General features: G+C 59.6%; 23 protein-coding genes. 14 read left to right on the forward strand and 9 right to left on the reverse strand.

Annotated features, from left to right (window positions below):
* Nucleotides 1-81 precede the first annotated feature (81 nt).
* The 3 genes from Q0931_RS00920 to trpS all read left to right on the forward strand — a co-directional run bounded on the left by Q0931_RS00920 (nt 82) and on the right by trpS (nt 2,749).
* Entirely contained in the window at nt 82-1,272 is a 1,191-nt protein-coding gene (locus Q0931_RS00920; protein ID WP_299256335.1) for a class I SAM-dependent rRNA methyltransferase, read from the forward strand.
* 4 nt (nt 1,273-1,276) lie between these two features.
* Nucleotides 1,277-1,624 carry a DUF2007 domain-containing protein gene (locus tag Q0931_RS00925; protein ID WP_299256337.1) on the forward strand — a complete coding sequence of 116 codons (348 nt, stop codon included), beginning with the start codon at nt 1,277-1,279 and terminating at the stop codon, nt 1,622-1,624.
* A 111-nt stretch (nt 1,625-1,735) separates the two neighbouring features.
* Nucleotides 1,736-2,749 (forward strand): tryptophan--tRNA ligase, encoded by a 1,014-nt coding sequence (gene trpS, locus Q0931_RS00930; protein WP_299256339.1) that lies wholly within the window; start codon nt 1,736-1,738, stop codon nt 2,747-2,749.
* Between the two features lie 143 nt (nt 2,750-2,892).
* Here the strand turns inward: trpS and Q0931_RS00935 are convergent, their stop codons facing one another.
* On the reverse strand, nt 2,893-4,917 hold the full coding sequence (locus Q0931_RS00935; RefSeq protein ID WP_299256341.1) for an alpha/beta fold hydrolase: 2,025 nt from the start codon (nt 4,915-4,917) through the stop codon (nt 2,893-2,895).
* 197 nt (nt 4,918-5,114) lie between these two features.
* Between Q0931_RS00935 and Q0931_RS00940 the strand changes: the two genes are divergently transcribed.
* Together Q0931_RS00940 and Q0931_RS00945 are read left to right on the forward strand one after the other, a co-directional pair.
* Nucleotides 5,115-6,338: a YeeE/YedE family protein gene (locus tag Q0931_RS00940; protein WP_299256343.1), complete on the forward strand. Its 1,224-nt coding sequence runs from the start codon at nt 5,115-5,117 to the stop codon at nt 6,336-6,338.
* A gap of 164 nt (nt 6,339-6,502) precedes the next feature.
* The gene (locus tag Q0931_RS00945) at nt 6,503-7,147 is read left to right on the forward strand and encodes a hypothetical protein (RefSeq protein WP_299256345.1); all 645 of its coding nucleotides are present in this window, start codon (nt 6,503-6,505) and stop codon (nt 7,145-7,147) included.
* A gap of 88 nt (nt 7,148-7,235) precedes the next feature.
* Here the strand turns inward: Q0931_RS00945 and acnA are convergent, their stop codons facing one another.
* A complete protein-coding gene (gene acnA / locus Q0931_RS00950) occupies nt 7,236-9,974 on the reverse strand; it encodes an aconitate hydratase AcnA (protein WP_299256347.1) in 2,739 nt (912 codons plus the stop codon).
* 253 nt (nt 9,975-10,227) lie between these two features.
* Between acnA and Q0931_RS00955 the strand changes: the two genes are divergently transcribed.
* On the forward strand, nt 10,228-10,434 hold the full coding sequence (locus Q0931_RS00955; protein WP_299256349.1) for a CPXCG motif-containing cysteine-rich protein: 207 nt from the start codon (nt 10,228-10,230) through the stop codon (nt 10,432-10,434).
* Nucleotides 10,435-10,601: 167 nt separating this feature from the next.
* Nucleotides 10,602-11,579: a thioredoxin-disulfide reductase gene (trxB, locus tag Q0931_RS00960; protein WP_299256351.1), complete on the forward strand. Its 978-nt coding sequence runs from the start codon at nt 10,602-10,604 to the stop codon at nt 11,577-11,579.
* Between the two features lie 170 nt (nt 11,580-11,749).
* On the opposite strand, the gene Q0931_RS00965 is transcribed toward trxB, so the two are convergent.
* Complete coding sequence (locus Q0931_RS00965; protein WP_299256353.1) at nt 11,750-11,986, reverse strand: SlyX family protein; 237 nt, start codon at nt 11,984-11,986, stop codon at nt 11,750-11,752.
* A gap of 176 nt (nt 11,987-12,162) precedes the next feature.
* Between Q0931_RS00965 and Q0931_RS00970 the strand changes: the two genes are divergently transcribed.
* Nucleotides 12,163-12,618: a cold-shock protein gene (locus Q0931_RS00970; RefSeq protein ID WP_299256355.1), complete on the forward strand. Its 456-nt coding sequence runs from the start codon at nt 12,163-12,165 to the stop codon at nt 12,616-12,618.
* Between the two features lie 118 nt (nt 12,619-12,736).
* Here the strand turns inward: Q0931_RS00970 and Q0931_RS00975 are convergent, their stop codons facing one another.
* The 6 genes from Q0931_RS00975 to map form a co-directional block, all read right to left on the reverse strand.
* On the reverse strand, nt 12,737-13,141 hold the full coding sequence (locus Q0931_RS00975; RefSeq protein ID WP_299257230.1) for a hypothetical protein: 405 nt from the start codon (nt 13,139-13,141) through the stop codon (nt 12,737-12,739).
* Nucleotides 13,142-13,145: 4 nt separating this feature from the next.
* Nucleotides 13,146-14,318, reverse strand: a complete 1,173-nt coding sequence (gene dapE, locus Q0931_RS00980) for a succinyl-diaminopimelate desuccinylase (protein WP_299256357.1) — start codon at nt 14,316-14,318, stop codon at nt 13,146-13,148.
* Between the two features lie 64 nt (nt 14,319-14,382).
* Nucleotides 14,383-15,408, reverse strand: a complete 1,026-nt coding sequence (dapD, locus tag Q0931_RS00985; RefSeq protein WP_299256359.1) for a 2,3,4,5-tetrahydropyridine-2,6-dicarboxylate N-succinyltransferase — start codon at nt 15,406-15,408, stop codon at nt 14,383-14,385.
* A 30-nt stretch (nt 15,409-15,438) separates the two neighbouring features.
* Nucleotides 15,439-15,783 carry an ArsC/Spx/MgsR family protein gene (locus Q0931_RS00990; protein ID WP_299256361.1) on the reverse strand — a complete coding sequence of 115 codons (345 nt, stop codon included), beginning with the start codon at nt 15,781-15,783 and terminating at the stop codon, nt 15,439-15,441.
* Nucleotides 15,784-15,894: 111 nt separating this feature from the next.
* A complete protein-coding gene (locus tag Q0931_RS00995; protein ID WP_299256363.1) occupies nt 15,895-18,594 on the reverse strand; it encodes a [protein-PII] uridylyltransferase in 2,700 nt (899 codons plus the stop codon).
* 86 nt (nt 18,595-18,680) lie between these two features.
* On the reverse strand, nt 18,681-19,469 hold the full coding sequence (gene map, locus Q0931_RS01000) for a type I methionyl aminopeptidase (RefSeq protein ID WP_299256365.1): 789 nt from the start codon (nt 19,467-19,469) through the stop codon (nt 18,681-18,683).
* Nucleotides 19,470-19,772: 303 nt separating this feature from the next.
* Here map and rpsB point away from each other — a divergent pair, with 303 nt between their 5' ends.
* The 6 genes from rpsB (at nt 19,773) to Q0931_RS01030 (ending at nt 24,676) form a co-directional block, all read left to right on the forward strand.
* Nucleotides 19,773-20,507, forward strand: coding sequence for a 30S ribosomal protein S2 (gene rpsB / locus Q0931_RS01005; protein ID WP_086620646.1), 735 nt, complete (start codon nt 19,773-19,775; stop codon nt 20,505-20,507).
* A 211-nt stretch (nt 20,508-20,718) separates the two neighbouring features.
* The gene (tsf, locus tag Q0931_RS01010) at nt 20,719-21,588 is read left to right on the forward strand and encodes a translation elongation factor Ts (protein ID WP_299256367.1); all 870 of its coding nucleotides are present in this window, start codon (nt 20,719-20,721) and stop codon (nt 21,586-21,588) included.
* Between the two features lie 164 nt (nt 21,589-21,752).
* Nucleotides 21,753-22,505, forward strand: coding sequence for a UMP kinase (gene pyrH, locus Q0931_RS01015; RefSeq protein WP_108842996.1), 753 nt, complete (start codon nt 21,753-21,755; stop codon nt 22,503-22,505).
* A 16-nt stretch (nt 22,506-22,521) separates the two neighbouring features.
* A complete protein-coding gene (gene frr / locus Q0931_RS01020; RefSeq protein ID WP_299256370.1) occupies nt 22,522-23,079 on the forward strand; it encodes a ribosome recycling factor in 558 nt (185 codons plus the stop codon).
* A gap of 63 nt (nt 23,080-23,142) precedes the next feature.
* Nucleotides 23,143-23,886 carry a polyprenyl diphosphate synthase gene (gene uppS / locus Q0931_RS01025; RefSeq protein ID WP_299256372.1) on the forward strand — a complete coding sequence of 248 codons (744 nt, stop codon included), beginning with the start codon at nt 23,143-23,145 and terminating at the stop codon, nt 23,884-23,886.
* Entirely contained in the window at nt 23,879-24,676 is a 798-nt protein-coding gene (locus Q0931_RS01030) for a phosphatidate cytidylyltransferase (protein WP_299256374.1), read from the forward strand. The genes uppS and Q0931_RS01030 overlap by 8 nt, the downstream gene beginning before the upstream one ends.
* Nucleotides 24,677-24,774 lie beyond the last annotated feature (98 nt).

The following is a 24,774-nucleotide window of genomic DNA, read 5'->3' on the forward strand; positions in this document are numbered from 1 at the left end:
ACACTGCCGTGGCGGTGCCCAGCTGATAGAATGGCGGGTAATACGCTTGTGCCCCTTTTATTACCAATTCCGGAAGCTGTCGTGACCCAACGTCTTCGTCTCAAGAAAAACGCCGATCGTCGGCTCAAGGCGGGCCACCTGTGGCTCTACTCCAACGAGATCGACATCGCTGAAACGCCGCTCAAGGGCTTTGAGCCTGGCGCTCAGGCCATCGTCGAGGCGGCCAACGGGCGCGCCATGGCCGTGGCCTATGTCAATCCCAATGCACTGCTGTGCGCCCGCATCGTCTCGCGGGATACCGAGGTGATGCTCAGCCGCTCCCTGCTGGTGCACCGCTTCAAGCAGGCGCTGGCGCTGCGCGAGCGTCTCTTTGCGCGCCCGTTCTATCGTCTGGTGCACGGTGAGGGTGATCTTTTGCCCGGGCTGGTGGTGGACCGCTTTGATGATGTGGTGGTGGTTCAGCTTAATACGCTCGGCATGGAGAAGGTGCGTGACGAGATTATCGATGCGCTCAACAAGGTGCTGTCGCCACGCGTGATCGTGCTGCGCGGCGACACCGCCGGACGGCGTCTGGAGCAGCTCGACGAACATGTCGAGATCGTCCAGGGAGAGCTGGATGGCCCCGTGGCGCTGGAAGAAAACGGCGTGCGTTTTGAAACCGATGTCGTGGGTGGGCAGAAGACCGGCTGGTTCTTTGATCACCGCGATAACCGTGCCTGGCTCAACACTCAGGTGGCCGGCAAGCGGGTGCTGGACGTGTTCAGCTATATCGGCGGATGGGGTGTACAGGCGGCGGTCTCCGGTGCCTCGGAAGTGGTCTGTGTCGATGCCTCCGCCCCGGCGCTTGAGCGCGTCACGAGCAATGCTGCGCTTAACGGGGTAGAAGATCGCGTCTCCACGCTCCAGGGCGATGCCTTTGAAGTGTTGGCCCAGCTCAAGGCAGCCGATGAGCAGTTTGACGTGATCGTGCTCGACCCGCCGGCGTTCATTCGCAAGCGCAAGGACATCAATGTCGGCGAGCGGGCCTATGGCAAGCTCAATCGGGAAGCGATCCGTCTGCTGGGCCGCGATGGGCTTTTGATGTCGGCCTCCTGCTCGATGCATCTGGCCAGCGACCGACTCATTGACGTCGTGCGCGGTTCGGCCCGTCATCAGGACCGTCATGCCCAGCTGATCTATCAGGGTCATCAGGGCGGTGATCATCCCATCCATCCGTCCATTCCGGAAACGGCCTATCTCAAGGCGATGGGTGTGCGTATCTTCCGCGACTGAGCCCATGATACCGCGCCGGGTTCGCGTCTTTTCGCACCCCAACAGCCTGATGGTGGGGCATGTGCGCAACCTGCTCGAAGGGGCCGGTATCCCGTGCGATCTGCGCAACTGGATGCTGGCCGGCGGCATGGGGGATCTGGCCCCCATCGACTGCGAGCCCGAGCTCTGGGTCACGCCGGAAGACGAGCCGCGCGCCCGGGAAGTGATCGAGCAGTGGCGTCAGAGCGCTGATGCGAGGTCTTCGCCCGGTGCGCGGCTATTGCGGGGCTGGCGCTGTCAGCACTGTGGCGAGTGGCATGATGCGCACTTCGATACCTGCTGGCAGTGCGGGTTTGAACGGCCTGATCCATAGCGCCCGCGGGCGCGCCTGTCGCCCGGCCGTTCCGTGCGCGTTACACTGTGGGTACTTTCACGCGATGACTTCATCCGCGCCGTTTTCCATCACCGAGCAGACGTTGCGTTCATGACCAGCACACGAGTACTGACCGGCATTACCACGACCGGTACCCCCCATCTGGGCAATTACGTCGGTGCCATTCGCCCCGCCATTGCCGCAAGTCAGGACGAGAGCGTTCAGTCCTACTATTTTCTGGCCGATCTGCACGCGCTGATCAAGGCCAGTGATCCCAAACGGGTGCAGCAGTCGCGCCTGGAGATTGCGGCCACCTGGCTGGCGCTGGGCCTGGATACAGACAACGCGATCTTTTATCGCCAGTCGGACATCCGCGAGACGACCGAGCTTGCCTGGATGCTCTCCTGCGTCTGTGCCAAGGGGCTGATGAATCGCGCGCACGCCTACAAGGCTGCCGTGACGGATAACGAAGAGAACGGCAGTCCCGACCCGGACCGTGGCATTACCATGGGGCTTTTCAGCTATCCGGTGCTGATGGCCGCCGACATTCTGCTGTTCAATGCCAATCGCGTGCCGGTCGGTCGCGATCAGGTCCAGCACATCGAGATGGCACGCGACATGGCCGGGCGTTTCAATCATGTCTACAAGGGCAACTACTTCACGTTGCCCGAAGCGGTGGTGGATGAGCGGGTACAGACGCTTAATGGTCTGGACGGGCGCAAGATGTCCAAGAGCTATGACAACACCATCCCGCTGTTCTCTTCCGAGAAAAAGCTTCTGAAACTGATTCGCAAGATCAAGACCAACTCGCTGGAACCGGGTGAGCCCAAGGATCCCGAGACCTGCACGCTCTTTCAGATCTACTCGGCCTTTGCCACCGAGAGCGAAGAGCAGGCCATGCGGACACGCTACGCTGAAGGGATCGGCTGGGGCGATGCCAAAAATGCCGTATTTGAACATCTCAATGCCCAGCTTGAAGGCCCGCGGGGAGAGTATGAGCGGCTTCTGCAGGATCCGGCACATATTGAATCGGTACTGCAAAAGGGCGCCGAGCGCGCCCGCGGCGAGGCCAATACGCTGCTGGAGCGTCTGCGCCCGGTCGTGGGTCTGGGTCGATTCGTCTGATCCACCCCTGTTGCTGCTGATACGCTGACCGCCAATGATGCTCCATTGGCAGAGACAAAAAAGGGCCGCCTTCTCATGAAGGCGGCCCTTTTTCATTCCAGACGTGTTCATTCCAGACGTGTTCATTCCAGACGTGAGATGAATCAGTCCTTCGTATTGAGTGCAGCCTCAAGCCCGGGCGTGTACTCGGCGCCATGTGGCACGGTCACGGTAGAGGGTTCGAGAGCATCATTGATCGGCTCGAACCGCCCCCCCAGGGCTTCGGCCAGAAAGGCCTCGGTGATGGCGTTGAAGGCAATGTTGTTGGCCGGACGGGCAAAGCCGTGGCCCTCATCGGGGAAGAGCACGTAAGTCACCGGAATCGACTTCTCGCGCATGGCGTCGACGATCTGATCACTTTCGGCCTGCTTGACGCGCGGGTCGTTGGCGCCCTGACCGATCAGCAGCGGGCGCTGAATTCGATCGGCGTGGGTCAGCGGCGAGCGCGCCTTCAGCCATTCACGGCCTTCCTCGGTATTGGGGTCGGCCATGCGGCGATACATCTGCTGGCGTCCGGCTTCCCAGTAGGGCGGAATGCTTTCCAGCAGGGTGGTCAGGTTCGACGGCCCGACAATGTCGACACCACAGGCGAAGACCTCGGGGGTCATGGTCAGCCCGGCAAGCGTGGCATAGCCGCCGTAGGAACCGCCCATGATCGCGACCCTGTCCCGATCGGCAATGCCCTGATCCACTGCCCAGTTCACGGCATCGATCAGGTCATCATGCATGGTGGTGCCCCACTCGCCGTCACCGGCCGCAGTGAAGGACTTGCCAAACCCGGTCGAGCCGCGATAGTTGACGGAGAGTACCGCGTAGCCGCGGTTGGCCAGCCACTGGTGGTAGCTGTTGCTACCGTAGCTGTCACGCGCCCAGGGGCCGCCATGCACCAGCAGCACCATCGGTAGCGGGGCATCCGGCGTTTTGAAGCCATCGGCGTCGCTGCCGGCAGGCAGGGTCAGATAGGACACCAGCGTCAGACCATCGCGTGAGGTGAGCGCCAGCGGCGTCATGCCGGCCAGCGGGGCGCCTTCCAGCTCCGGGCGGCTGACAAACAGCGAGGTCAGTGTGCCGGCGTCGCGATCAAAGAGCCAGGTCTCGGCCGGGGCCGTCACCGGATCATTCACCACGATCCAGCGCCGGTCATCATCGGTGCGCGAGGTGACGTTGACGTCGCCCTTGAGCCGTTCATCGAGAAAGGCCAGCGCCTCGCCGATGGCCGGATCGATGGCCGTCCACTCGGTACGAAGGTAGTCCACCGCCCAGGCCTGGATCTCATGGTTGTCCCGATCGGCCATGACGCCGGTAATGTCGGCTTTCGGCGATTGGGCGATGACGCGCGTCTCACCGCTTTCCCAGTCCTGTGCGGTGAGCGCGGCCGTATCGCGTCCGCGGCTGTCGATCCAGTACATGGTGCGACCGTCACGGGTAAAGCCGGCCGGTCCGGTGTTGGCGCTGTCTTCAAAGCTGATGGAGGTGAACGGATCGCTCTCGACCGTCAGGTCGTTAACGCGGAAATAGTCTTCTCCGCCGTCGGCGCGGGGCTTCCCGGCCAGGCGAATCTCGAGATTCTCATCGAGCAGAAAACCGCCGTAGCCCTCGTTTTGCAGCACCAGCGACAGCTCACCGCTGTCGAGATCGAGCTTGTAGACGTCATGCCAGCGCGGGTCACGGTCGTTGATCCCGACCATGATGGCGTCCCTGATATGGCGGCTCACGCCCAGCACCTGCACCCGTACGCCTTCCTGCGGCGTGAGAGTGCGCTGCTCGCCACTGGCCACGCTTACGCCATAAAGGCGAAAGTTTTCATCGCCGCCCTGGTCGTTGACGTACAAAAGCTGCCGGCTGTCCGGTGACCAGAAGTAGCTGCGAATCGGACGGGTGTCTTCCTGTGTCAGAGCGCGCGCCTCACCGGGCCGGTCGGCAGGGGACACCCACAGGTTCAGCACGTCATTGTGAGGGGCGATCCAGGACAGCCACTGTCCGTCGGGGCTCAGGCGTGCCTGGACACGACTGGGATTGCCAAACAGGCGTTGACGTTCGATAAGCGCCACATTTTCCAAGGGGCCGGTGCCTGCCGAGGGGGTCTGGCTGGCCGGCACGGCCGCCAGCGCTACATTGATCCAGCGCATCATGAACTCCTTTGCCGATAGCCGGTGACCGTATCTGGATACGGTGTCATTTTGATTTCGACAGCATAACGCACGTGGGTCTCCCGGACCTGATCAATCCGTTAGCCAGCTTTTATTTCAGCCGCTGTTCTTATGACGATAGAATATGGATAACGGTTTTTTTATTTCTGGAGAAAAGGTATGGCGGGGGTCACGTTATGGCGCAGGTAACGACAGCAGCGTACGCTCAACAGAAGCCGCTGCATCAATCCCCGATCGTCTGGGGCTCGGCAGCACTTTTACTGATCGCGACACTGGTGGTGGGCAGTAGCATCAGCGCAACGCAAGGGGCGCTGATGCTGGTAGGGGGGGCGCTGGGGCTGGTGCTCTATCACGCTGCCTTTGGTTTTACCTCGGCCTGGCGCGTGTTCATCATTGATCGTCGGGGGCGTGGACTGCGGGCGCAGATGGTACTGCTGGCGGTGGCGGTGGTGCTGTTCTTTCCGGCCCTGTCGGCCGGTACGCTGTTTGACCATCCTGTGCGGGGCTTTGTCTCCCCCATCGGGGTGTCGGTGATGGTGGGCGCCTTCATGTTTGGCATCGGCATGCAGCTGGGTGGCGGCTGCGCTTCGGGGACGCTGTTCACGGCCGGCGGTGGTAATGCCCGCATGGTCGTGACGCTGCTCTTTTTTATTGTCGGCTCGGTGCTGGCCACCATCAACTTTGACTGGTGGGCGTCGCTGCCGGCATTTCAGCCGACCTCGCTGGTCGAGCTGGGAGCGGGGCCCGGTATTGCCATTAGTCTGGTGCTCTTTGCGATCATTGCCGCCCTGACCGTGCTGCTGGAGCGGCGTCGGCACGGCGGCCTGGAAGCGGCTGCCGTGCCGGCCGAGCGCCGCGGTACATCGCGCTGGCTACGCGGGCCCTGGCCGCTGCTGTTTGGTGCCGTCGCGCTGGCCCTGCTCAATTTTGCAACGCTGGCGCTGGCCGGGCGTCCATGGGGGATCACGTCGGCCTTTGCGCTCTGGGGGGCCAAGGGTCTGCAGATACTGGGCGGTGATCCCGGGCAGTGGGCCTACTGGCAGCAGCCCGGTAATGCTCAGGCGCTGAGCCAGAGCATCTGGCATGACGTGACCAGCGTCATGAACATCGGCATTATCCTGGGCGCCATGCTGGCGGCGGCGCTGGCCGGCAGGTTTCGGCCCAGCCTCAGGATTCCGGCGCGCTCGCTAGCGGCCTGCGTCATCGGTGGTGTGCTGTTGGGTTATGGCGCGCGCATCGCCTTTGGCTGCAACATCGGCGCCTATTTCAGCGGCATCGCCTCGGGGAGCCTGCACGGCTGGGTATGGATGGTCTTTGCCTTTGCCGGCAACCTGGTCGGCGTGAAGCTGCGGCCCTTCTTTTTCAGCCAGCCTGCGCGTCCGGCCGTCAGCGGCTGCTGATACGGCTTTATCCATCTGAGGAAGATAGCGGCGGTGCCCGACGGCATCTCCGCTATCCTTCGGTAACCTGTTGGCTCATGCCACATTGGCGTAAAATTTTAATTCTTTGTTAACGATAAAAGGTATAATGATTCGTTAACACGCTCATGATTTACGGAAATGGCATGTCAGGCTCAATCTCTTCGACGCCCGCTGAGCGGCGTCAGGCTCTCAACAGCATCTATCGCTATGTTGCCTACCTCTTCTTTATTGCCTTGATCTGTCAGTGCATGTATTGGGATGCACTGCCCAGAGACCTTGAGAACCAGTTTACCGAATCCTCCTTTGCCGAAATTTCCCAGACCTTCATGCTGCTGGCCAGTCTGATATTTCTGTGGAAGATTCGTGCGATGGGCGTTTATCGCCACGGTGTGGTGTTGATGTTCGCCTTTTTGCTGGCCTCACTGATCCGTGAGCAGGATTTCATGCTGAACCGCGTATTTGATGATCTCTGGCAGTGGCTGGTAGCGCTGGTTCTGGTGCCCGCGGTCGTGTTTCTGGTGCGTTATCGCCTGCGGGTACTGGATGAGTGCTGCCGCTACATGCAGCAGATGTCCTTTGGTCTTTTCCTGAGCGGTTTTATCACGGTCTATGTTTTTTCCCGCCTGATGGGACGAGGCGTTTTCTGGGAAGCCGTTTTGAAGATGCAGTACATCTACGAGATCAAGTCCACGGTGGAAGAGGGCATCGAGACGCTGGGCTATGCCCTGATGCTGCTGGCCATTGTGGAGCTGTGGCTCTGGGCGCGTCGACAGATTCAAGCGGCCTGACGGGTCATCAAGAAAAGGCAGTCTGACAGATCAGCGATCAAAAAAAGGCCCCATCCATGGATGGGGCCTTTTGTATGGCAGGTACTGCTTATTTCGGCAGCATGCTGCGCAGCACGTAGTGGAGGATGCCGCCGTGACGGTAGTACTCCAGCTCGTTGATGGTATCGATGCGGCAAAGCGCGTCCAGCTCTTTGGTATTGCCATCGGCGAAGGTGATGGAAACCTTCACGCTGGCACCCGGGTTCAGATCGCCAAGACCGGAAATGCTGATGGTTTCGTCACCGGTCATGCCCAGAGAGTTGCGATCTTCACCTTCCGGGAACTGCAACGGCAAAACGCCCATGCCGATCAGATTGGAGCGGTGAATACGCTCGTAGGATTCGGCGATGACGGCGCGAACGCCCAGCAGGCGTGTGCCCTTGGCGGCCCAGTCACGCGACGAGCCGGTGCCGTATTCCTTGCCGGCAATCACGACCAGCGGCGTGCCTTCTTCGGCGTACTTCATGGCGGCATCATAGATGGCCATCTGTTCGCCGGTGGGCACATAGCGGGTGAAGCCACCCTCAACGCCGTCGAGCATCTCGTTGCGGATACGCACGTTGGCAAAGGTACCGCGCATCATGACTTCGTGGTTGCCACGACGCGAACCGTAGGAGTTGAAGTCCTTGACCTCGACACCGTGCTCCTGAAGATAGCGACCTGCCGGGCTATCGGGCTTGATGGAACCGGCCGGAGAGATATGGTCGGTCGTGACCGAGTCACCCAGCTTGGCCAGAACGCTGGCGTTCCTGACGTCCTGAATCGGTTCCGGCTCGCGGCCCATGCCTTCAAAAAACGGCGGATGCTGGATGTAGGTGGAGTCCTTCGACCATTCGTAGACTTCACCCGGGGTGATGTCGATGGACTGCCAGGCTTCATCGCCGTCAAAGACCTCGGCGTATTCCTTGCGATACATGTCGCTGCGAACACGCTCGACGGCCTCGGCGATCTCCTTCTGGGACGGCCAGATATCCTTGAGGTAGACCGGATTGCCGTCGCGGTCGTTGCCCAGCGACTCCTTCGAAATATCCAGGCGCACATTGCCGGCCAGCGCGTAGGCCACGACCAGGGGCGGTGACGCCAGCCAGTTGGTCTTGACCAGCGGGTGAATGCGGCCTTCGAAGTTACGGTTACCGGAGAGGACCGAGGCGACCGTCAGATTGTCATCCTGGATGGCCTGGTCGATCTGCTCGGGCAGCGGGCCGGAGTTGCCAATGCAGGTGGTGCAGCCATAGCCAACCAGGTTGAAGCCCAGCGCATTGAGCGGCTCCTGGAAGCCGGCGGTGGCGAGATAGTCAGTGACGACCTTGGAACCGGGGGCCAGCGAGGTCTTGACCCAGGGCTTGCTGGTCAACCCCTTCTCGACGGCCTTCTTGGCGACCAGACCGGCGGCCATCAACACGCTCGGATTGGAGGTGTTGGTGCATGATGTGATGGCAGCAATGACGACCGCGCCATCCTGCAGGCGGAAATTATGCCCGCGATGTTCGATGTTGGGATCTTCGCTGAAGCTATTGTCGACAAAGGGTGCGGTGTTACCACCTTCGCTCTGCCAGCGACCTTTTTCCTGAGCCGGCGCATCCTTTGACTGATCGGCCAGCAGCTTCTCGAAGGTAGCGCTCATGTCGGTCAGGGCAACGCGATCCTGCGGACGCTTGGGGCCGGCCAGACTTGCCTCGACGGTATCCATGTCCAGTGACAGAGTGTCAGTGAAGATCGGCTCGTGGCCGGGCTCGCGCCACATGCCCTGTTCCTGGGCATAGGCCTTGACCAGCTCGATCTGCTCCTGACTGCGCCCGGTGAGCTTCATGTAGTTCAGGGTTTCATCATCGATCGGGAAGAAACCACAGGTCGCACCGTATTCAGGCGCCATGTTGGCAATGGTGGCGCGATCAGCCAGCGGCAGATCCTTGAGGCCATCACCATAGAACTCGACAAACTTGCCGACCACACCCATCTTGCGCAGCATCTGGGTGACGGTCAGGACCAGATCGGTCGCCGTGATACCTTCCCTGAGCTTGCCTTCCAGCTTGAAGCCAATGACTTCGGGAATCAGCATGGATACCGGCTGACCCAGCATGGCCGCTTCGGCTTCAATACCGCCAACGCCCCAGCCCAGCACGCCCAGACCGTTGATCATGGTGGTGTGGGAATCGGTGCCCACCAGGGTATCGGGGAAGGCGAAGGTCTTGCCGTCTTCTTCCTTGGTCCAGACCGACTTGCCCAGGTACTCGAGGTTGACCTGATGGCAGATGCCGGTGCCCGGCGGAACCACACTGAAGTTATCAAAGGCCTGTTGACCCCAGCGCAGAAATTCATAGCGCTCGTGGTTACGCTGCATCTCGATCTTGACGTTGTCTTCAAACGCTTCCGGGTTACCGTAATCGTCCACCATGACCGAGTGGTCGATGACCAGATCCACCGGCGAGAGAGGATTGATGCGAGAAGGCTTTTCACCCAGCTTGGCGACTGCGTCGCGCATGGCGGCAAGGTCGACCACGCCGGGAACACCGGTGAAGTCCTGCATCAGAACGCGAGCGGGGCGATAGCCGATCTCACGCGTGGAGCGACCTTCCTTCTGCCAGTCTACCAGGGCCTGAATGTCGTCTTCAGTGGCGGTTACGCCGTCCTGAAAGCGCAACTGATTTTCAAGCAGCACCTTTAGGGTAAAGGGCAAACGCGTAAAATCACCGTACTGCTCGGCCGCCTTTTTGAGACTATAGTAGTGGTAGGTGGTGTTACCGACCTTCAGCTCGCTAAGCGTGCCTTTGGTGTTATCAGGGCTCATGAGGCCTCCTCATCATCGGATTCCGGACCCGCACCATGCGGCTTGATAACCTCCGTCAGGAGAGGCGATAACGCATGGCCGGTACGCCGCATCAGGGAACATTTTTCAGTGTGAGTTGTTTCCTGATGAGTATAGTAAGCATACCCGCAATATGACCTTGTGTCGGTCTGCCTACATTGTCGACAAACTTCGTGGCGCTAGCATAACAGTTTACCGCCTGTTTCGTTCAAGTATTTCAAGGCGAAAGCCCCCTATGCACGACCAAAGGCTAATATCATGGCAGGCGCATTGTCCCTACTGCGACGCCATGAACGATATCGATATTGACACCAGTCAGGGCTCCCACGTGACCTGGGTTGACTGTCAGTGGTGCTGTGCCCCGATTGTCGTTACGGTAACAATATCCCTTTTCGATGACAGCCTGGAGTCGGTCACGCTCGGGCGTGACGACGATGCCTGAGCCGGTGGCAGGCAATGAGTGTCATGGCCATCGCTGATTGGCTGCAGGCTGCACGCCCTCTCACAATAAGACATGTCCATCATGTCTGCCCGGACACTGAAGCAGGCCGTGTGCAGTGTTACACTGGGCGCCATCCAATTTCCGTCGATTTCTGTTGAGGTTATGTCATGAGTGATGCCAGCCATCATCCGCTGATTATTCTGGGCTCGGGCCCGGCCGGCTATTCCGCCGCGGTCTATGCAGCTCGCGCCAATCTGTCTCCGATGCTGCTGACCGGCATGGAAATGGGCGGTCAGTTGACCACGACCACGGATGTCGACAATTGGCCGGGTGATGACAGCGGCGTACAGGGTCCCGAGCTCATGGAGCGCATGCGTCGTCATGCCGAGCGTTTTGACACCGATATTCGCATCGATCACATCAATGAGGTCACGCTGACCGAGCGTCCCTTTCGACTCAAGGGAGATCAGGGCAGCTATACCTGTGACGCGCTGATTGTGGCCACTGGCGCCACCGCCCTCTATCTCGGTCTTGAATCCGAGGAGCGGTTCAAGGGGCAGGGTGTTTCTGCCTGCGCCACCTGCGACGGCTTTTTCTATCGCAACAAGGATGTGGTCGTTGTAGGCGGTGGCAACACGGCCGTGGAGGAGGCGCTTTATCTTTCCAACATCGCCTCGAAAGTAACGCTGGTCCATCGTCGCGACAGTCTGCGCGCCGAGAAAATCCTGCAGCAGAAACTGTTCGACAAGGTCGACAATGGCAACATGGCGATCGAATGGAACACCATGGTCGATGAGGTGCTTGGTGATGGCTCCGGGGTCACGGGGGTCAGGCTCAAATCCATGACGGATGGCAGCACGCGCGAGCTTGAGGCGCCGGGCCTGTTCGTGGCCATCGGTCATCGCCCCAACACTGATCTGTTCAAGGGCCAGCTGGACATGAAGGATGGCTACATCACCGTCAAGTCAGGCCTTGAGGGCAACGCCACGGCCACCAGCATTCCAGGCGTCTTTGCCGCGGGTGATGTGGCCGATCAGATCTATCGTCAGGCGATCACCTCGGCCGGCAGTGGCTGCATGGCAGCGCTTGATGCCGAACGTTATCTGGATGGTCTGGATCCGAGTGTGCCGCATTCGGGCTGGTAAAAAGGATGGTTTTTGATCGTTGGCGATCATGATGCAAAAAGAGGGAAGGCCCTGAGCCTTCCCTCTTTTTTGTCGCCGGCACCGTAATCGCTTTTCACCGTCGAGCCCTGCTCGATAGAGCCGCACCAGGGTTCGACTCAAAGCGTCCGGGTTCACCTGGAATCTGAGCTTCAATAGTGCGGCGGTCGCTCCTGGGCGCTGTCGGACTGTATGGATTCAAGGCTTTCACGCTGCTCTCCCAGACGCTGGGCCATGAGATTGCAAAGACGTTCCAGCCTTTCAATAGTGGCATTTTGCTTGATCAGCGCCTCATCCAGGCGCTCCAGCCAGTCCTCCTGCCAGGCCAGACGGCTCTCCATATCGTTAGCGCGCTCTATCACCTGCTTAAGCGTAGTGTCAATGTGCATGTTAGAATCAGCTTGTTGCGGAGGTGTGTTCATGTCGTTGATCTCCGTACGTTAAACATCCGGCCGAATGGCCGGTGGCTGGGTTTCCATCCCGTGGGCAAGGGCGTCATGGGGATAGGCGGGATGGGAGCAGTCCGAGTAAACAATCCGATAAACGTTTGAAGCAGAGTATCGTCATGAGTTCAAAAACCATCTGGCGCTGTACCGTTATCAGCCTGCTGCTGGCGCTTTTAACGCCGGTTCTCGCAGGTTTTCTTGTCTATCTTGCAAGCCCTGTCGTTATCGACAACATGGCCGTTGACCCCGGTCTTGTCGTCGTCTGGGCGCTGTCTGCCGTGGCATCGTTTGTGGCGCTCGAGATCGCAACGCTTGCCATGCATGTGCTGACGCCAACTTTGTCCAATGTGGTGGAAGTCGAGAAGGATGATCGCGAGATCGGAGTGGTGAAGTGGTTCAATGTCAACAAGGGCTACGGCTTTATCACCCGTGACGGGGGCGAGGATGTCTTCGTCCATTTTCGTGCCATTCGTGGCAAGGGACACCGTACGCTCGCCGAGGGCCAACGGGTACGTTATTACTCCATCCAGAATGAGCGTGGTCTGCAGGCCGAGGATGTGACGGTCATTACCTGACGGATCGTCTTTTCAAACATCCTTGTGTGGTGTGCCAAAAAACATGGTGTACCACGAAAACGCCCCGCCACGCGGGGCGTTTTTGATGAGGTCAGAGACGGATCATGTCATGGCCGTCCTATTTTCTGCCCTCCTGGGCACCGGCATCAGGCCAGTGGATCACGCCTTCGCTGCCATCGGCGAGTACCTGAAAAAAGCGGTCAGGGTCATCGCCGGGCTGCCATCCACCCAGCGAGCAGCGCACTTCACACGCCAGCGCCTGACTCGCGGCGCGAGCGCAGTCGGCATCCCTGGGCCAGGGGGTGATTTCGCTGTCAAACCAGAGGCTGGCCAGTCGGTCGGCGGCATGCTCGACGAGCAGGACAGGCAGGCGCTGGCCCTTGTAAATCGGCGCTGCCCGCCACTGCTGTTTGCCGGCGCGCTCAAGGGTGACGCTGGTCTCCAGCGCCGTGGAAAGCCATTGCGAGATACGCCCGGCATCATTGCAGGCAAGGTAAACCTCGATGTCTGGATAGTGCTCCATGGGATTATCGCAGCAGCCGGTCAAGGGTGGATTCAAGGGCCTGACTCATCAGATCAAGGTCCGTGGCAAGGATGCGTTCATCGCGCTGATGAATGGTGGCGTTGCGCGGACCGAACTCGATGGTTTGTGGCCCCAGTGTCGCAATAAAACGGGCATCAGAGGTGCCTCCGCCGGTAGAAAGCCGGGGAGACGATCCGGTAATGTCAAAAAGAGCAGCGCTGACGGCTTCGGTCAGTGCTCCCGGCACCGTCATGAAGGGCTCTCCGGAGAGCTGCCAGTCAATATGCCAGTCAAGCTCGTAGGTATCGAGCAGTGCCTCGATGCGTGTCTTGAGTGCCGGTGCCGTGACCTCGGTGGAAAAGCGCAGATTAAAGGTCACCTCCAGCTCGCCGGGGATGACATTGTTGGCACCGGTGCCGCCATGAATATTGGAAATCTGAAAGCTTGTCGGCGGGAAAAATTCATTGCCGCTGTCCCAGTGCTGCGCCACCAGGGCATCCAGCGCCGGCATGGCCTGATGGATGGGATTGCGTGCCAGCTGTGGATAGGCGACGTGGCCCTGAACGCCGTGAATGCGCAGCACCCCGTTGAGCGAACCACGCCGTCCGTTTTTGATCACATCGCCAAAGTGCGCCTCGGAGGAGGGCTCCCCGACGATGCAGTAATCAATGCGCTCGTGGCGCGCGCGCAGAATGTCCACCACGGCGCGGGTGCCGTCCCTGGCCGGGCCTTCTTCATCGCTGGTCAGCAAAAAGGCAATCCGCCCGCGGTGATCGGGGTGGGCGGTCACAAAGCGCTCGACGGCGGTCACCATCGCGGCCAGCGATCCTTTCATATCGGCCGCACCGCGTCCGCGAAGATAGCCGTGCTCATCGATGCAGGGGGAAAAGGGCGGTGTCTGCCACAGATGTTCAGGGCCTGTCGGGACGACATCGGTGTGGCCTGCCAGCACCAGCGTGGGTCCGGTTTGACCGCGCACGGCCCAGAGATTGCGCACCTCGCCCTGATCCATCCACTCCAGATGAAAGCCCAGCTGTGCCAGACGCTCACCGATCAGTGGCTGGCAGCCGGCGTCTTCGGGCGTGACCGAGGCTCTTGAGAGCAGCTCAAGCGCCAGTGACAGTGTCTCGCTTGGCGCCTGACGGGTCGCTGCAGTGTTGTCGAAAACCTTGTGCATGACTCTCTTCATTCAACGGGCGCCAGCGTAGGCGCCCGGATGTGTGGACAGCGCTGGCATCGCTTTAGTTATGCGCGTGCAGTGCGTCGTTGAGCGCGATGGCGCTCTTGTTGGTACGACACTCGAGTCGGCCTGTCTGAGAGTTGCGCAGAAACAGCAGATCGTTCTGTCCGGCCAGATGGCGTGCCGCGACAGTGTCTACCAGTTCTCCCTGGTCGTCGAGAACCGCTACCTTGGCGCCGGCAGTGATGTAGAGGCCGGCTTCAACGGTGCAGCGATCGCCCAGCGGAATGCCAATGCCGGCATTGGCACCGATCAGGCAGTTCTCTCCGGTGCCGATGACAATGTTGCCACCGCCGGACAGGGTGCCCATCGTCGAGGCACCACCGCCCAGATCAGAGCCACTGCCCAGCATGACGCCGGCCGAAATGCGACCTTCCACCATGCCCGGGCCTTCGGTGCCGGCATTGAAGTTGCAAAAGCCTTCATGCATGACGGTGGTGCCTTCGCCCAGATAGGCGCCCAGACGTACACGTGCCGTGTCGGCGATGCGCACGCCCTTTGGTACCACGTAGTCGGTCATTTTCGGGAACTTGTCGACACAATCGACGGACAGGGCGCGGCCTTCAAGACGCGCCTTCAGGCGGCGGTCACTGAGTTCCTCGATGTCGATGGCGCCTTCGCTGCTCCAGGCGATGTTCTTCAAAAGACCGAACATGCCATCCAGTTTGAGACCGTGAGGCTTCACCAGTCGGTGCGACAGCAGGTGCAGCTTGAGATACACCTCGGGCACGCTTTCCGGCGCGCGATCCTCTTCAAGAAACACGGCCACCAGCGGGCGCTGGCTGTCCGCCATGGCGCGGGCGATGTCGGCCTGTTCGTCATTGCCGGCATGCGTCAGGGCCTCGGCCAGACTTTCACAGTGCTCGGGCAGAAAGCTTACAACCACGTTGCCTTCGGGAGCACCGAGCGTGCTGCGCACGGTGTCGATGAGCTTGCGTTCGGGGGCATGAAGCGGGGCGGGGTAATAGACTTCGAGCCAGTCGCCCTGACGGTTCTGGGTGCCGATACCCAGTGCAAAACTCAGCATGAAAAACTCCTTGAATCAAAAGGGAATGGGTCAGGCGGGCCAGTCGTCGACGGCCTTGCCCACCAGCACCTCGGTTCCGGTGTCGAGCACCGGCCGCTGTATCAGACTCGGGTGGGCCTTGATCAGTGCCATGGCGCGCGCCTGATCCAGATCGCTGCGCTCGGCATCCTCCAGGCCACGCCAGGTGGTGCTGCGCCGGTTAAGCAGCGTGGACCAGTCAACAAAGGCCAGAAAATGCTGAAGGGTTTCCTCCAGCCCGCCCTGGTCGGCCAGACGACGCAGGTCAATCATCTCGACGTCCTGATCACCTGCCTCGAGCCGGCGGCGGACGCGACGGCAACGGTCGCAGTTGGAAAGGCCGTAAAGCTTCAGCATGGGGTGTCTCTCGTGACGCATTGGGCGGCGATTATAGGCGCCCTGCATGGCGAGGCTCAAATCGGGAAAGACGCTGTGACCGGCAGGCCGGGACTATCCGACAGACAGGGACTATCCCTTTGTGGCAATGCCGGCCTCGGCGTCGAGCACGCGGCGAAGACAATCGCTCAGCGCTTTTTGCTGCGCCGGGTCGGTCAGCGGTGCGCCGTTCGTATCGGTAATAAAGAACACGTCCTCGACCCGCTCGCCCAGGGTGGCGATCTTGGCCCCGGACAGGACGATGTCAAAACTCATGAAAATCTGCCCGACATGGGCCAGAAGTCCCGGTCGATCGGCGGCGATCAGCTCCAGCACCGTGCGCTGATTGGCCTCATCCTGCTCAATGAGTACTCGGGTGGGGACGCGAAAATGCTTGAGCTGGCGCGAGGTGTGACGCTTGACGATGCGCGGATAGTCGTCCGGGTCGTCGAGCTCCTCGATCAGGTGCACCTGAATTTCCCGAAGCCGAACGGGATCGCGAATCGCCTGGCCGTCACCGTCAAGCAGGATGAAGGTGTTGAGCGTCCAGCCATTGCTTGAGGTAGCAATGCGCGCATCATGGATGGACAGGCCCAGCTGATCGATGGCCGCGGCGGTGGCGGCAAACAGGTTGTTGACCGAGCGGGTGTGAATAAAGACCTTGGTGCCGCCATCGGTCATGTCTTCGGTCGGCGCGCTGATCAAAATCAGCGGCATGACCTCCACGCCGGCCTGCAGGATGCCCTGGGTATGCCAGACGATCTCGCTGGCACTGTATTGCAGGAAGTAATCATCACCCAGCGTCTCCCACAGGGCGTCGACGGCCTGGCACTCGCCGCCCATACACTGGGTCAGGGCGCGGGCTTCTTCGCGTGTCTCCTCGATCCATTCCTGACGGTCCAGCGGGTTTTCAAGCCCACGACGCAGTACGCGACGCGTTTCGCCATGCAGCTGTCTGAGCAGTGCCGCGCGCCAGCTGTTCCAGAGCGTAGGGTTGGTGGCGTTGATGTCAGCCACGGTCAGCAGGTAGAGGTAGTCGAGATGCACCTCATCGTGAACGATGGCGGCAAATTCACGGATGACTTCCGGGTCGCTGATATCGCGCTTCTGCGCGGTCGTGGACATCAGAAGGTGGTGCTCGATCAACCAGCTGACCAGATGCGTGTCGCGCCGGGGCACACCGTGGCGGCTGCAAAACCCCTGCACGTCCCGGGCGCCCAGTCGGGAGTGATCACCGCCGCGGCCCTTGGCAATGTCGTGGTAAAGCCCCGCGATCCACAAAAGCTCAAGCTTGGGCACGCGCGCCACGAGCGCGGCACACAGCGGGTAGTCCTCGCGTCCTTCGGGCGTTCGAAAGCGCTGAATGACGTCCAGTACGCGCAGGGTATGGGCATCCACCGTGTAGATATGGAAAAGGTCATGCTGCATCAGGCCGATGATGTGGCCAAAGCGGGGCAGATACTTGCCCAGAATGCCATAGCGCGCCATGCGACCCAGCTCGCGGGCCACCATGCCGCCACCGCGTAACAGTTCCAGAAACAGGCTGCGATTGCGCAGGTCGGCCCGAAAACCGTTGTCGATCAGGTGGCGATGATCCCGAATGGCGCGAATGGTGGCAGCACGCACGCCTTCAATATCGGGGTGCTGTGCCAGCAGTACGAACATTTCGATCAGGGCGGAAGGGCGACGCTTGAACACATGCGGCCCGCGAATGCGCAGATGCCGTCCGTCCAGTTCGAAGCGGTTATTGAGAGGAACGACCTCCGGCTGCTGATCGTGCTGAAGGGTATTTTCCTCGAAGTTCTGAATCAGCATGTCGTTGAGCTCGACCAGCGCGGTCACCACGCGATAGTAACGGCGCATGAACTCTTCTACCCCCAGCCGCTCCGGTGTGTCCTGGTAACCGAACAGGGTGGCGATGGTGCGCTGATGATCGAACAGGAGCCGATCCTCGGCGCGTTCGCTGATCATGTGCAGGGCGTAGCGCACCTGCCATAAAAAGGCCCGGCTCTGACTGGCAATGCGCATGTCGGCATCTGTCATGAAGCCGCGCTGCATCAACACTTCGATGATGTTGGTGCCGAAATGACGTTTGGCGATCCAGGTCACCGTCTGAATGTCGCGAAGACCGCCCGGCGAGCTTTTGATATTGGGCTCGAGATGATGCTCGGAGTTGTTGAAGCGCTGATGACGCGCCTTTTGTTCGACAAGCTTGGCCTGAAAAAAGGCTTCGCTGTTCCATGTATCCAGCTGGTCCAGGCGCTTGCGCATCTGCGCCAGAAGCGCCTCGGCGCCGGCCACTCGCCGTGTTTCCAGCAGATTGGTAATGACGGTAACGTCGTCGCGTGCCTCGCGCTCGCAGTCCGTGAGAGAGCGCACGCTATGGCCGATATCAAGACCGATGTCCCAGAGCATCGTGATAAAGCGGGTCAGGGATTCCCGATAAGGCGTGTCGTCATCGCCTTCCAGCAGGATCATCAGGTCAATGTCGGAGTGCGGATGCAGCTCCCCGCGGCCGTAGCCGCCCACGGCAATCAGGGCGATGCCGTCATCACACCAGTCAAGGCGCGACCATAAAAGCGCCAGCAGTTGATCGATGCACCAGGCCCTGCCAAACACCAGGTCACGAATGTCTGCCCCATTTTTGAACCGCTCGTCCAGACGACTGCGGATTTCGGCCAGTACTTCCCGAATGGCGCCAATGGGGGAGGCGTCCCGGTCAAGACGCGCTTTCAGGGCGTCAATGTCGATCAGGGTGGTGTCCGGCGTGAACCGGTAATGGTGCAGCAGCATGGGCGGTTACCGTAGTAGGCAGTGAGCGGCAGCGTCCGCCACGGGCCTGCCACCGGCAGGCCGAAGAGGGCATGAGGGGGATCGGATCAGTCTGTCAGAAACCCGAGGTCCTCGTCATGGCGTGCCGTGGTGGCTTCCACGCCATCTGCTGTGATGATCAGGGTATGCTCCCACTGGGCGGAGAGGCTCTTGTCGCGGGTAACAGCGGTCCAGCCATCCCTGAGCACCCGGGTCTGCCAGTCGCCGGCATTGATCATTGGCTCGACGGTCAGGCACATGCCTTCCTTGAGCTCGGCGTCATTATGTTCGTTATAGCCGTCGTAGTGCAGCACCTGCGGGTCTTCATGAAAGCTGCGTCCGATGCCGTGACCGCAGAAGTCGCGAACCACGCTATAGCCGTTTTCCGTGGCGTGCGCCTCGATGACGCGTCCGATGTCGGACAGCCAGACACCCGGGCGCATGATCTTCATGGCCTCATAAAGGCACTCCTGCGCCACGCGGGACAGTCGTTCACCCTTGATGTTGTCACCGACGACAAACATGCGGCTGGTGTCGCCGTAATAGCCATCCTTGATGATGGTGACATCAATATTGAAGATGTCGCCCTTTTTAAGCTTCTTGCCGAAGTCGGGGATGCCGTGGCACACCACATGATTGAGCGAGATGCAGGTGGCGTGCTGGTAGCCGTGGTACCCGATGGTGGCCGAGATCGAGTCGATCTCGTTTTCAATGTAGTGATGGCACAGGCGGTCGATTTCGCCGGTGGAGATGCCCGGACGAATGTGGGCCTCGATCATCTCCAGCACGCTGGCGGCCAGTCGGCCTGCGATGCGCAGCTTGTCGATATCTTCGGCATTATGGATGGGGATGTTCATGGCGACTCGTGGTAAACGAAATGGGAAGCCGTGCGAGGACGCAGGGTCGATATTCCCCCCGAAAGCGGGGCAGTGACAGTAAGGTTCGGCTTCATCCTGGCAGCATTATATGGTATAAAGCCGCGCGTTTTCCTGCAATCCATGTCCGGGTATGACAAACTTGTATCGTGGACGGGCGATCATGGAAAGCGTCTGAACCATTACCACAGAGACCACACATGTACCGACACATGGTCCCGGGTGCCGTGAAAACGGTCGGACCCATGGGGTGCGTGGAGGCTTAACCCGATACTCAGGAGAGTCATCATGTCAGTCAATATGCGTGACCTGCTCAAGGCAGGTGCCCACTTCGGTCACCAGACCCGTTACTGGAACCCGAAGATGAGCAAGTACATCTTCGGCGCTCGTAACAAGATTCACATCATCAACCTCGAACATACGCTGCCGGCGCTGAATGAAGCCGTCTCCGTGGTTGAGCGTCTGTCTGCCAACAACAACAAGATCATGTTTGTTGGTACCAAGCGCGCTGCGGCCAAGATCATCGCCGAGGAAGCGACTCGCGTAGGCCAGCCCTTCGTGAACCATCGCTGGCTGGGCGGGATGCTGACGAACTTCAAGACCATTCGTCAGTCCATCAAGCGCCTGCGCGAACTCGAAGCCATGCATGAAGACGGCACCTTCGAGAAGCTGACCAAGAAGGAAGTCCTGATGGCCACGCGCGAGCAGGAAAAGCTCGAGCGCTCCATTGGTGGTATCAAGGACATGGGCGGCCTGCCGGACGTCATGTTCGTGGTTGACGTCGATCACGAGCGTATCGCGATCAACGAAGCCAACAAGCTGGGCATTCCGGTCATCGGCGTTGTGGATTCCAACTCTGATCCGGACGGTGTTGACTACATCATCCCCGGCAACGACGACTCCATCCGTGCCATCCAGATCTACGTTCAGGCGATTGCCAATGCCTGTGCCAAGTCGAAGGAAGGCAGCGGCGACGAGTTTGTTGAAGTCGACGAAGCCGCTGAAGCAGCTTCCGAGTAATGTCACCCGCATCGGCGCGAGTCTGCTGCCGGTGTCTGTGAATGACAGTGTACAAAGGGGGCTTACGGGCCCCTTTTTTTGAGACGGTAAACCGCGTCGACCGCAGTGTCCGACCCTTTGTCTCGAGACTGTCCTTTCGTAATGCTACCGATTTTTCTTCCTGTTCCGGTGTCTCCGGAACCGAATACATGATTCAACAGAGGTTCATGACATGGCAGCTATCAGCGCATCTCTGGTCAAGGAACTACGCGAGCGCACCGGGCTTGGCATGATGGAGTGCAAAAAGGCACTCTCTGAAGCCGATGGCAATATCGAAACCGCCATTGAAAACCTGCGCAAGAATGCAGGTCTGAAGTCCGCCAAGAAGGCCGGCCGTGTGGCCGCCGAAGGCGCCGTGCTGACCCGCGTCGCCGAGACTGGCACTACCGCCGTGATGCTCGAAGTCAACTCCGAGACCGACTTCGTATCGCGTGATGACAACTTCAAGAACTTTGCCAATGAAGTGGTCAACAAGGTGCTGGATACTCGCAGCGAGGACATCGCGGTCGTGATGGAAGGCGAGCTTGAAGATGCCCGCGCCCAGCTGGTTCAGAAAATCGGCGAAAACATCACGGTGCGTCGTGCAGCCGTCATCGATGCGCCCGAAGGCGGCAGCGTTGGCGCCTACGTGCACGGTGATCGTATCGGTGCTGTTGTGGTGCTCAAGGGCGGCAATCAGGACGTCGCACGCGATATCGCCATGCACGTGGCTGCGATCAATCCGTCGGTTTCGCATCCCGAGAACATGCCCCAGGCAGAGCTCGACAGCGAGAAGGCGATTATCCTTGCGCAGCCCGACATGGCAGGCAAGCCTGCCGAAATCGCCGAGAAAATGGTTCAGGGCCGTCTGAAGAAGTATCTTGCCGAGAACAGTCTGATCAATCAGCCTTTCGTCAAGGATCAGAATGTGACCGTGGCCGAATACGCCAAGCAGTCGGGCGCTGAAGTTGTTAGCTTTGTGCGCTTTGAAGTTGGCGAAGGCATCGAGAAGGAAGAAGTCGACTTCGCCAGGGAAGTCATGGAGCAGGCACGCCGCAGCTGATCGGGCATGTCGCTTTTTGTCTGCGGCCGTTGTTATCGGTCGCAGGTGTTTTGAAGGCGTGCGTTCGCGCACGCCTTCGCGTATCTGCTCAGGCATGGCATCTTCTGCCATGACCGGCAATACACATCACGTTTTCTCCCCTCGGGCCATCAGGAGGATGTCACATGCCCCCAAATACTGAACGTAGCGCCAAGTACAAGCGTATTCTGCTCAAGCTCTCGGGTGAGGCGCTGACGGGCGAACAGGACTTCGGTATTGATCCAAAGGTACTGGATCGAATGGCGCTGGAAATCGGCCAACTGGTGGGCATTGGTGTCCAGGTGGGTATCGTGGTCGGCGGTGGTAACCTGTTTCGTGGCGCGGCGCTTCATGCCGCCGGCATGGACAGGGTCACCGGTGATCACATGGGCATGCTGGCCACGGTCATGAATGCCCTGGCCATGCGTGATGCGCTGGAGCGCGCCAACATCCGCTCGCGCGTCATGTCTGCCATTCCCATGAGCGGTGTGGTCGAACACTATGATCGCCGCACGGCCATACGCTACCTGACCTCCGGTGATGTCGTGATTTTCTCGGCAGGCACCGGCAACCCCTTCTTCACCACCGATAGTGCTGCCTGCCTGCGCGGTATCGAGATCGATGCCAACGTGGTCATCAAGGCCACGAAGGTTGATGGTGTCTACGACAAGGACCCCGTCAAGCATCCCGATGCCGCCAAATATGATCGACTCAGCTACGATGATGTACTCGACCAGAAACTCGGCGTCATGGATTTGACCGCCATCTGTCTGGTACGTGACCATGACATGCCGGTTCGCGTCTTCGACATGACGCGCCACGGCGCGTTGTTGAATCTTGTCATGGGTGGTCGTGAAGGCACTATCGTCGATAACGGCCCGGTGGAACAAAAAGGCTGAGTAGAGGATTTATAAAGTGATCAACGAGATCCAGAAAGACGCCGAAAGCCGTATGCAGAAAAGTGTTGAATCGCTGCAGTCGGCCTTTGGCAAGATCCGCACCGGTCGTGCACACCCCAGTATTCTCGATGCCGTGCGTGTCGAGTATTACGGTGCTGAAATGCCGCTGTCTCAGGTGGCCAATGTCAACGTCGAAGATGCTCGGACACTGTCAGTGGTCCCCTGGGAACGAACCATGGTGCCCAAGGTGGAAAAGGCCATCATGACGGCGGATCTTGGTCTGAACCCATCCACGGCAGGGACGGTCATTCGTGTGCCGATGCCCGCGCTGACGGAAGAAACCCGCAAGGGGTATACGAAGCAGGCACGGACTGAAGCCGAGCATGCGCGTGTTGCCGTGCGCAATATTCGTCGTGACGCCAATGGTGATCTGAAATCCCTTCTCAAGCAGAAGGAGATTTCGGAAGATGAAGAGCGTCAGGGACAGGACGGTATTCAGAAGCTGACCGATCGTTTTATTGCCGAGATCGACAAGTCGCTTGAGCAAAAGGAAAGCGATCTGATGCAGGTCTGAGGTTCTGGCCCGAAACCATCCGATTCAGGGCACGGCGTGCTGCCGTGCCTGCAGTGAGAAGTCATGACGCCTGACAAGTTTTCAAACATGCCCCGGCATGTGGCTATCATCATGGACGGCAACAACCGCTGGGCCAAGTCTCGTGGGCTGTCTGGCGTGCGCGGTCACCATGCCGGAGTAGAGTCGGTCAGGGCCGTGATCAAGCGCGCGGCCGAACATCACCTTGAAGCCATTACCCTGTTTGCCTTTTCCAGTGAGAACTGGAAGCGTCCGGCGCAGGAGGTCAGTGCCCTGATGGAGCTTTTCATCATGGCGCTCAAGCGTGAGGTCTCCCGACTGCATAAAAACGGTATCCGCCTATGCATCGTCGGTGACCGCTCGAAGCTATCTTCCTCCCTGAATCGTGCCATTGATCGAGCCGAGCATCTGACCCGCCATAACCAGGGACTGAAACTGATCGTGGCCGTCAACTATGGTGGTCGCTGGGATATCGCCAGTGCCGCACAGCGTCTCGCGCGCCAGGTTGAGGATGGTCAGTTGTCGGCCAATGACATTGACGAAGCGCTTTTTGAGCGTGAAATGTCAGCGACAGGGATCCCGGAAGTGGATCTTTGCATTCGTACCAGTGGCGAGCAGCGCATCAGTAACTTTATTCTCTGGCAAATGGCCTACGCAGAATTCTACTTTTCACCACTATACTGGCCTGACTTCGATGGCGATGCCTTCGATGAAGCATTGAGTGTTTATTCTGGTCGCAAGCGCCGTTTTGGCATGACCGACGAACAAATCGAGGTTCAGGGTGCTTAAGCAACGGGTGTTGACAGCGCTGGCCATCGGGCCCGCGTCACTGATACTGCTGTTTGTACTGGGAGGCGGCTGGTTTGCCACGTTCGTGGGCCTACTGGTCGCCGCTTCTGCATGGGAGTGGTCCAATCTTTCCGGCGGCGAGAGCCTCAAGGATCGCGCCCTGTTTACAGTGACACTGATTGCTCTGATGGCGCTGGGCTGGTCCTCCGGTGCTGCCTTGCAGACCTGGCCACTGTGGATCGCGCTGGCCGGCTGGCTGCTCTGTCTCTACTGGGTCATCAGCTATCCCGACAATACTGACCAGTGGCGCAGCCGTGGGATGCGCTATGCCATGGGCCTATGGGCGTTACTACCCTGCTGGGTAGGTCTGCTTTTGTTGCGCGAATCACCGATATGGCTTCTGTACGTGCTGTTTCTGGTCTGGGGCGCCGATATCGCGGCCTATTTTGCCGGCCGTGCCTATGGCAATCGGAAGCTGGCTCCCAGGGTCAGCCCTGGCAAGTCCTGGGCCGGTGTTTACGGCGCGCTGGGCGGCACAGCTGTTCTTGCGCTGATCATGGCACTCTTTCAGGGCATGGGTATTGGCCAGACGCTGGTACTGGTCATCATCAGCGCCATTGTTACTGGTGCCTCGGTGCTGGGCGATCTCAATGAGAGCATGCTCAAGCGCTATCGTGGCATCAAGGACTCCGGCAATCTGTTGCCGGGACACGGCGGAGTGCTGGACAGAATCGACAGCCTGACCGCTGCCATTCCCATTTTTGCCCTGCTGGCACCCTGGATCGGTTAATCGTTGTCAGCATGCGGTTTTGTGGCCTGCAGCCGATGATCATGATTGAATCGGCTCGGGTCGCGCGTTTTGTGCCTCCCATCCGTTTCAGTTTTCAG

Source organism: uncultured Kushneria sp., from assembly GCF_947497025.1.
GTDB lineage: Bacteria > Pseudomonadota > Gammaproteobacteria > Pseudomonadales > Halomonadaceae > Kushneria.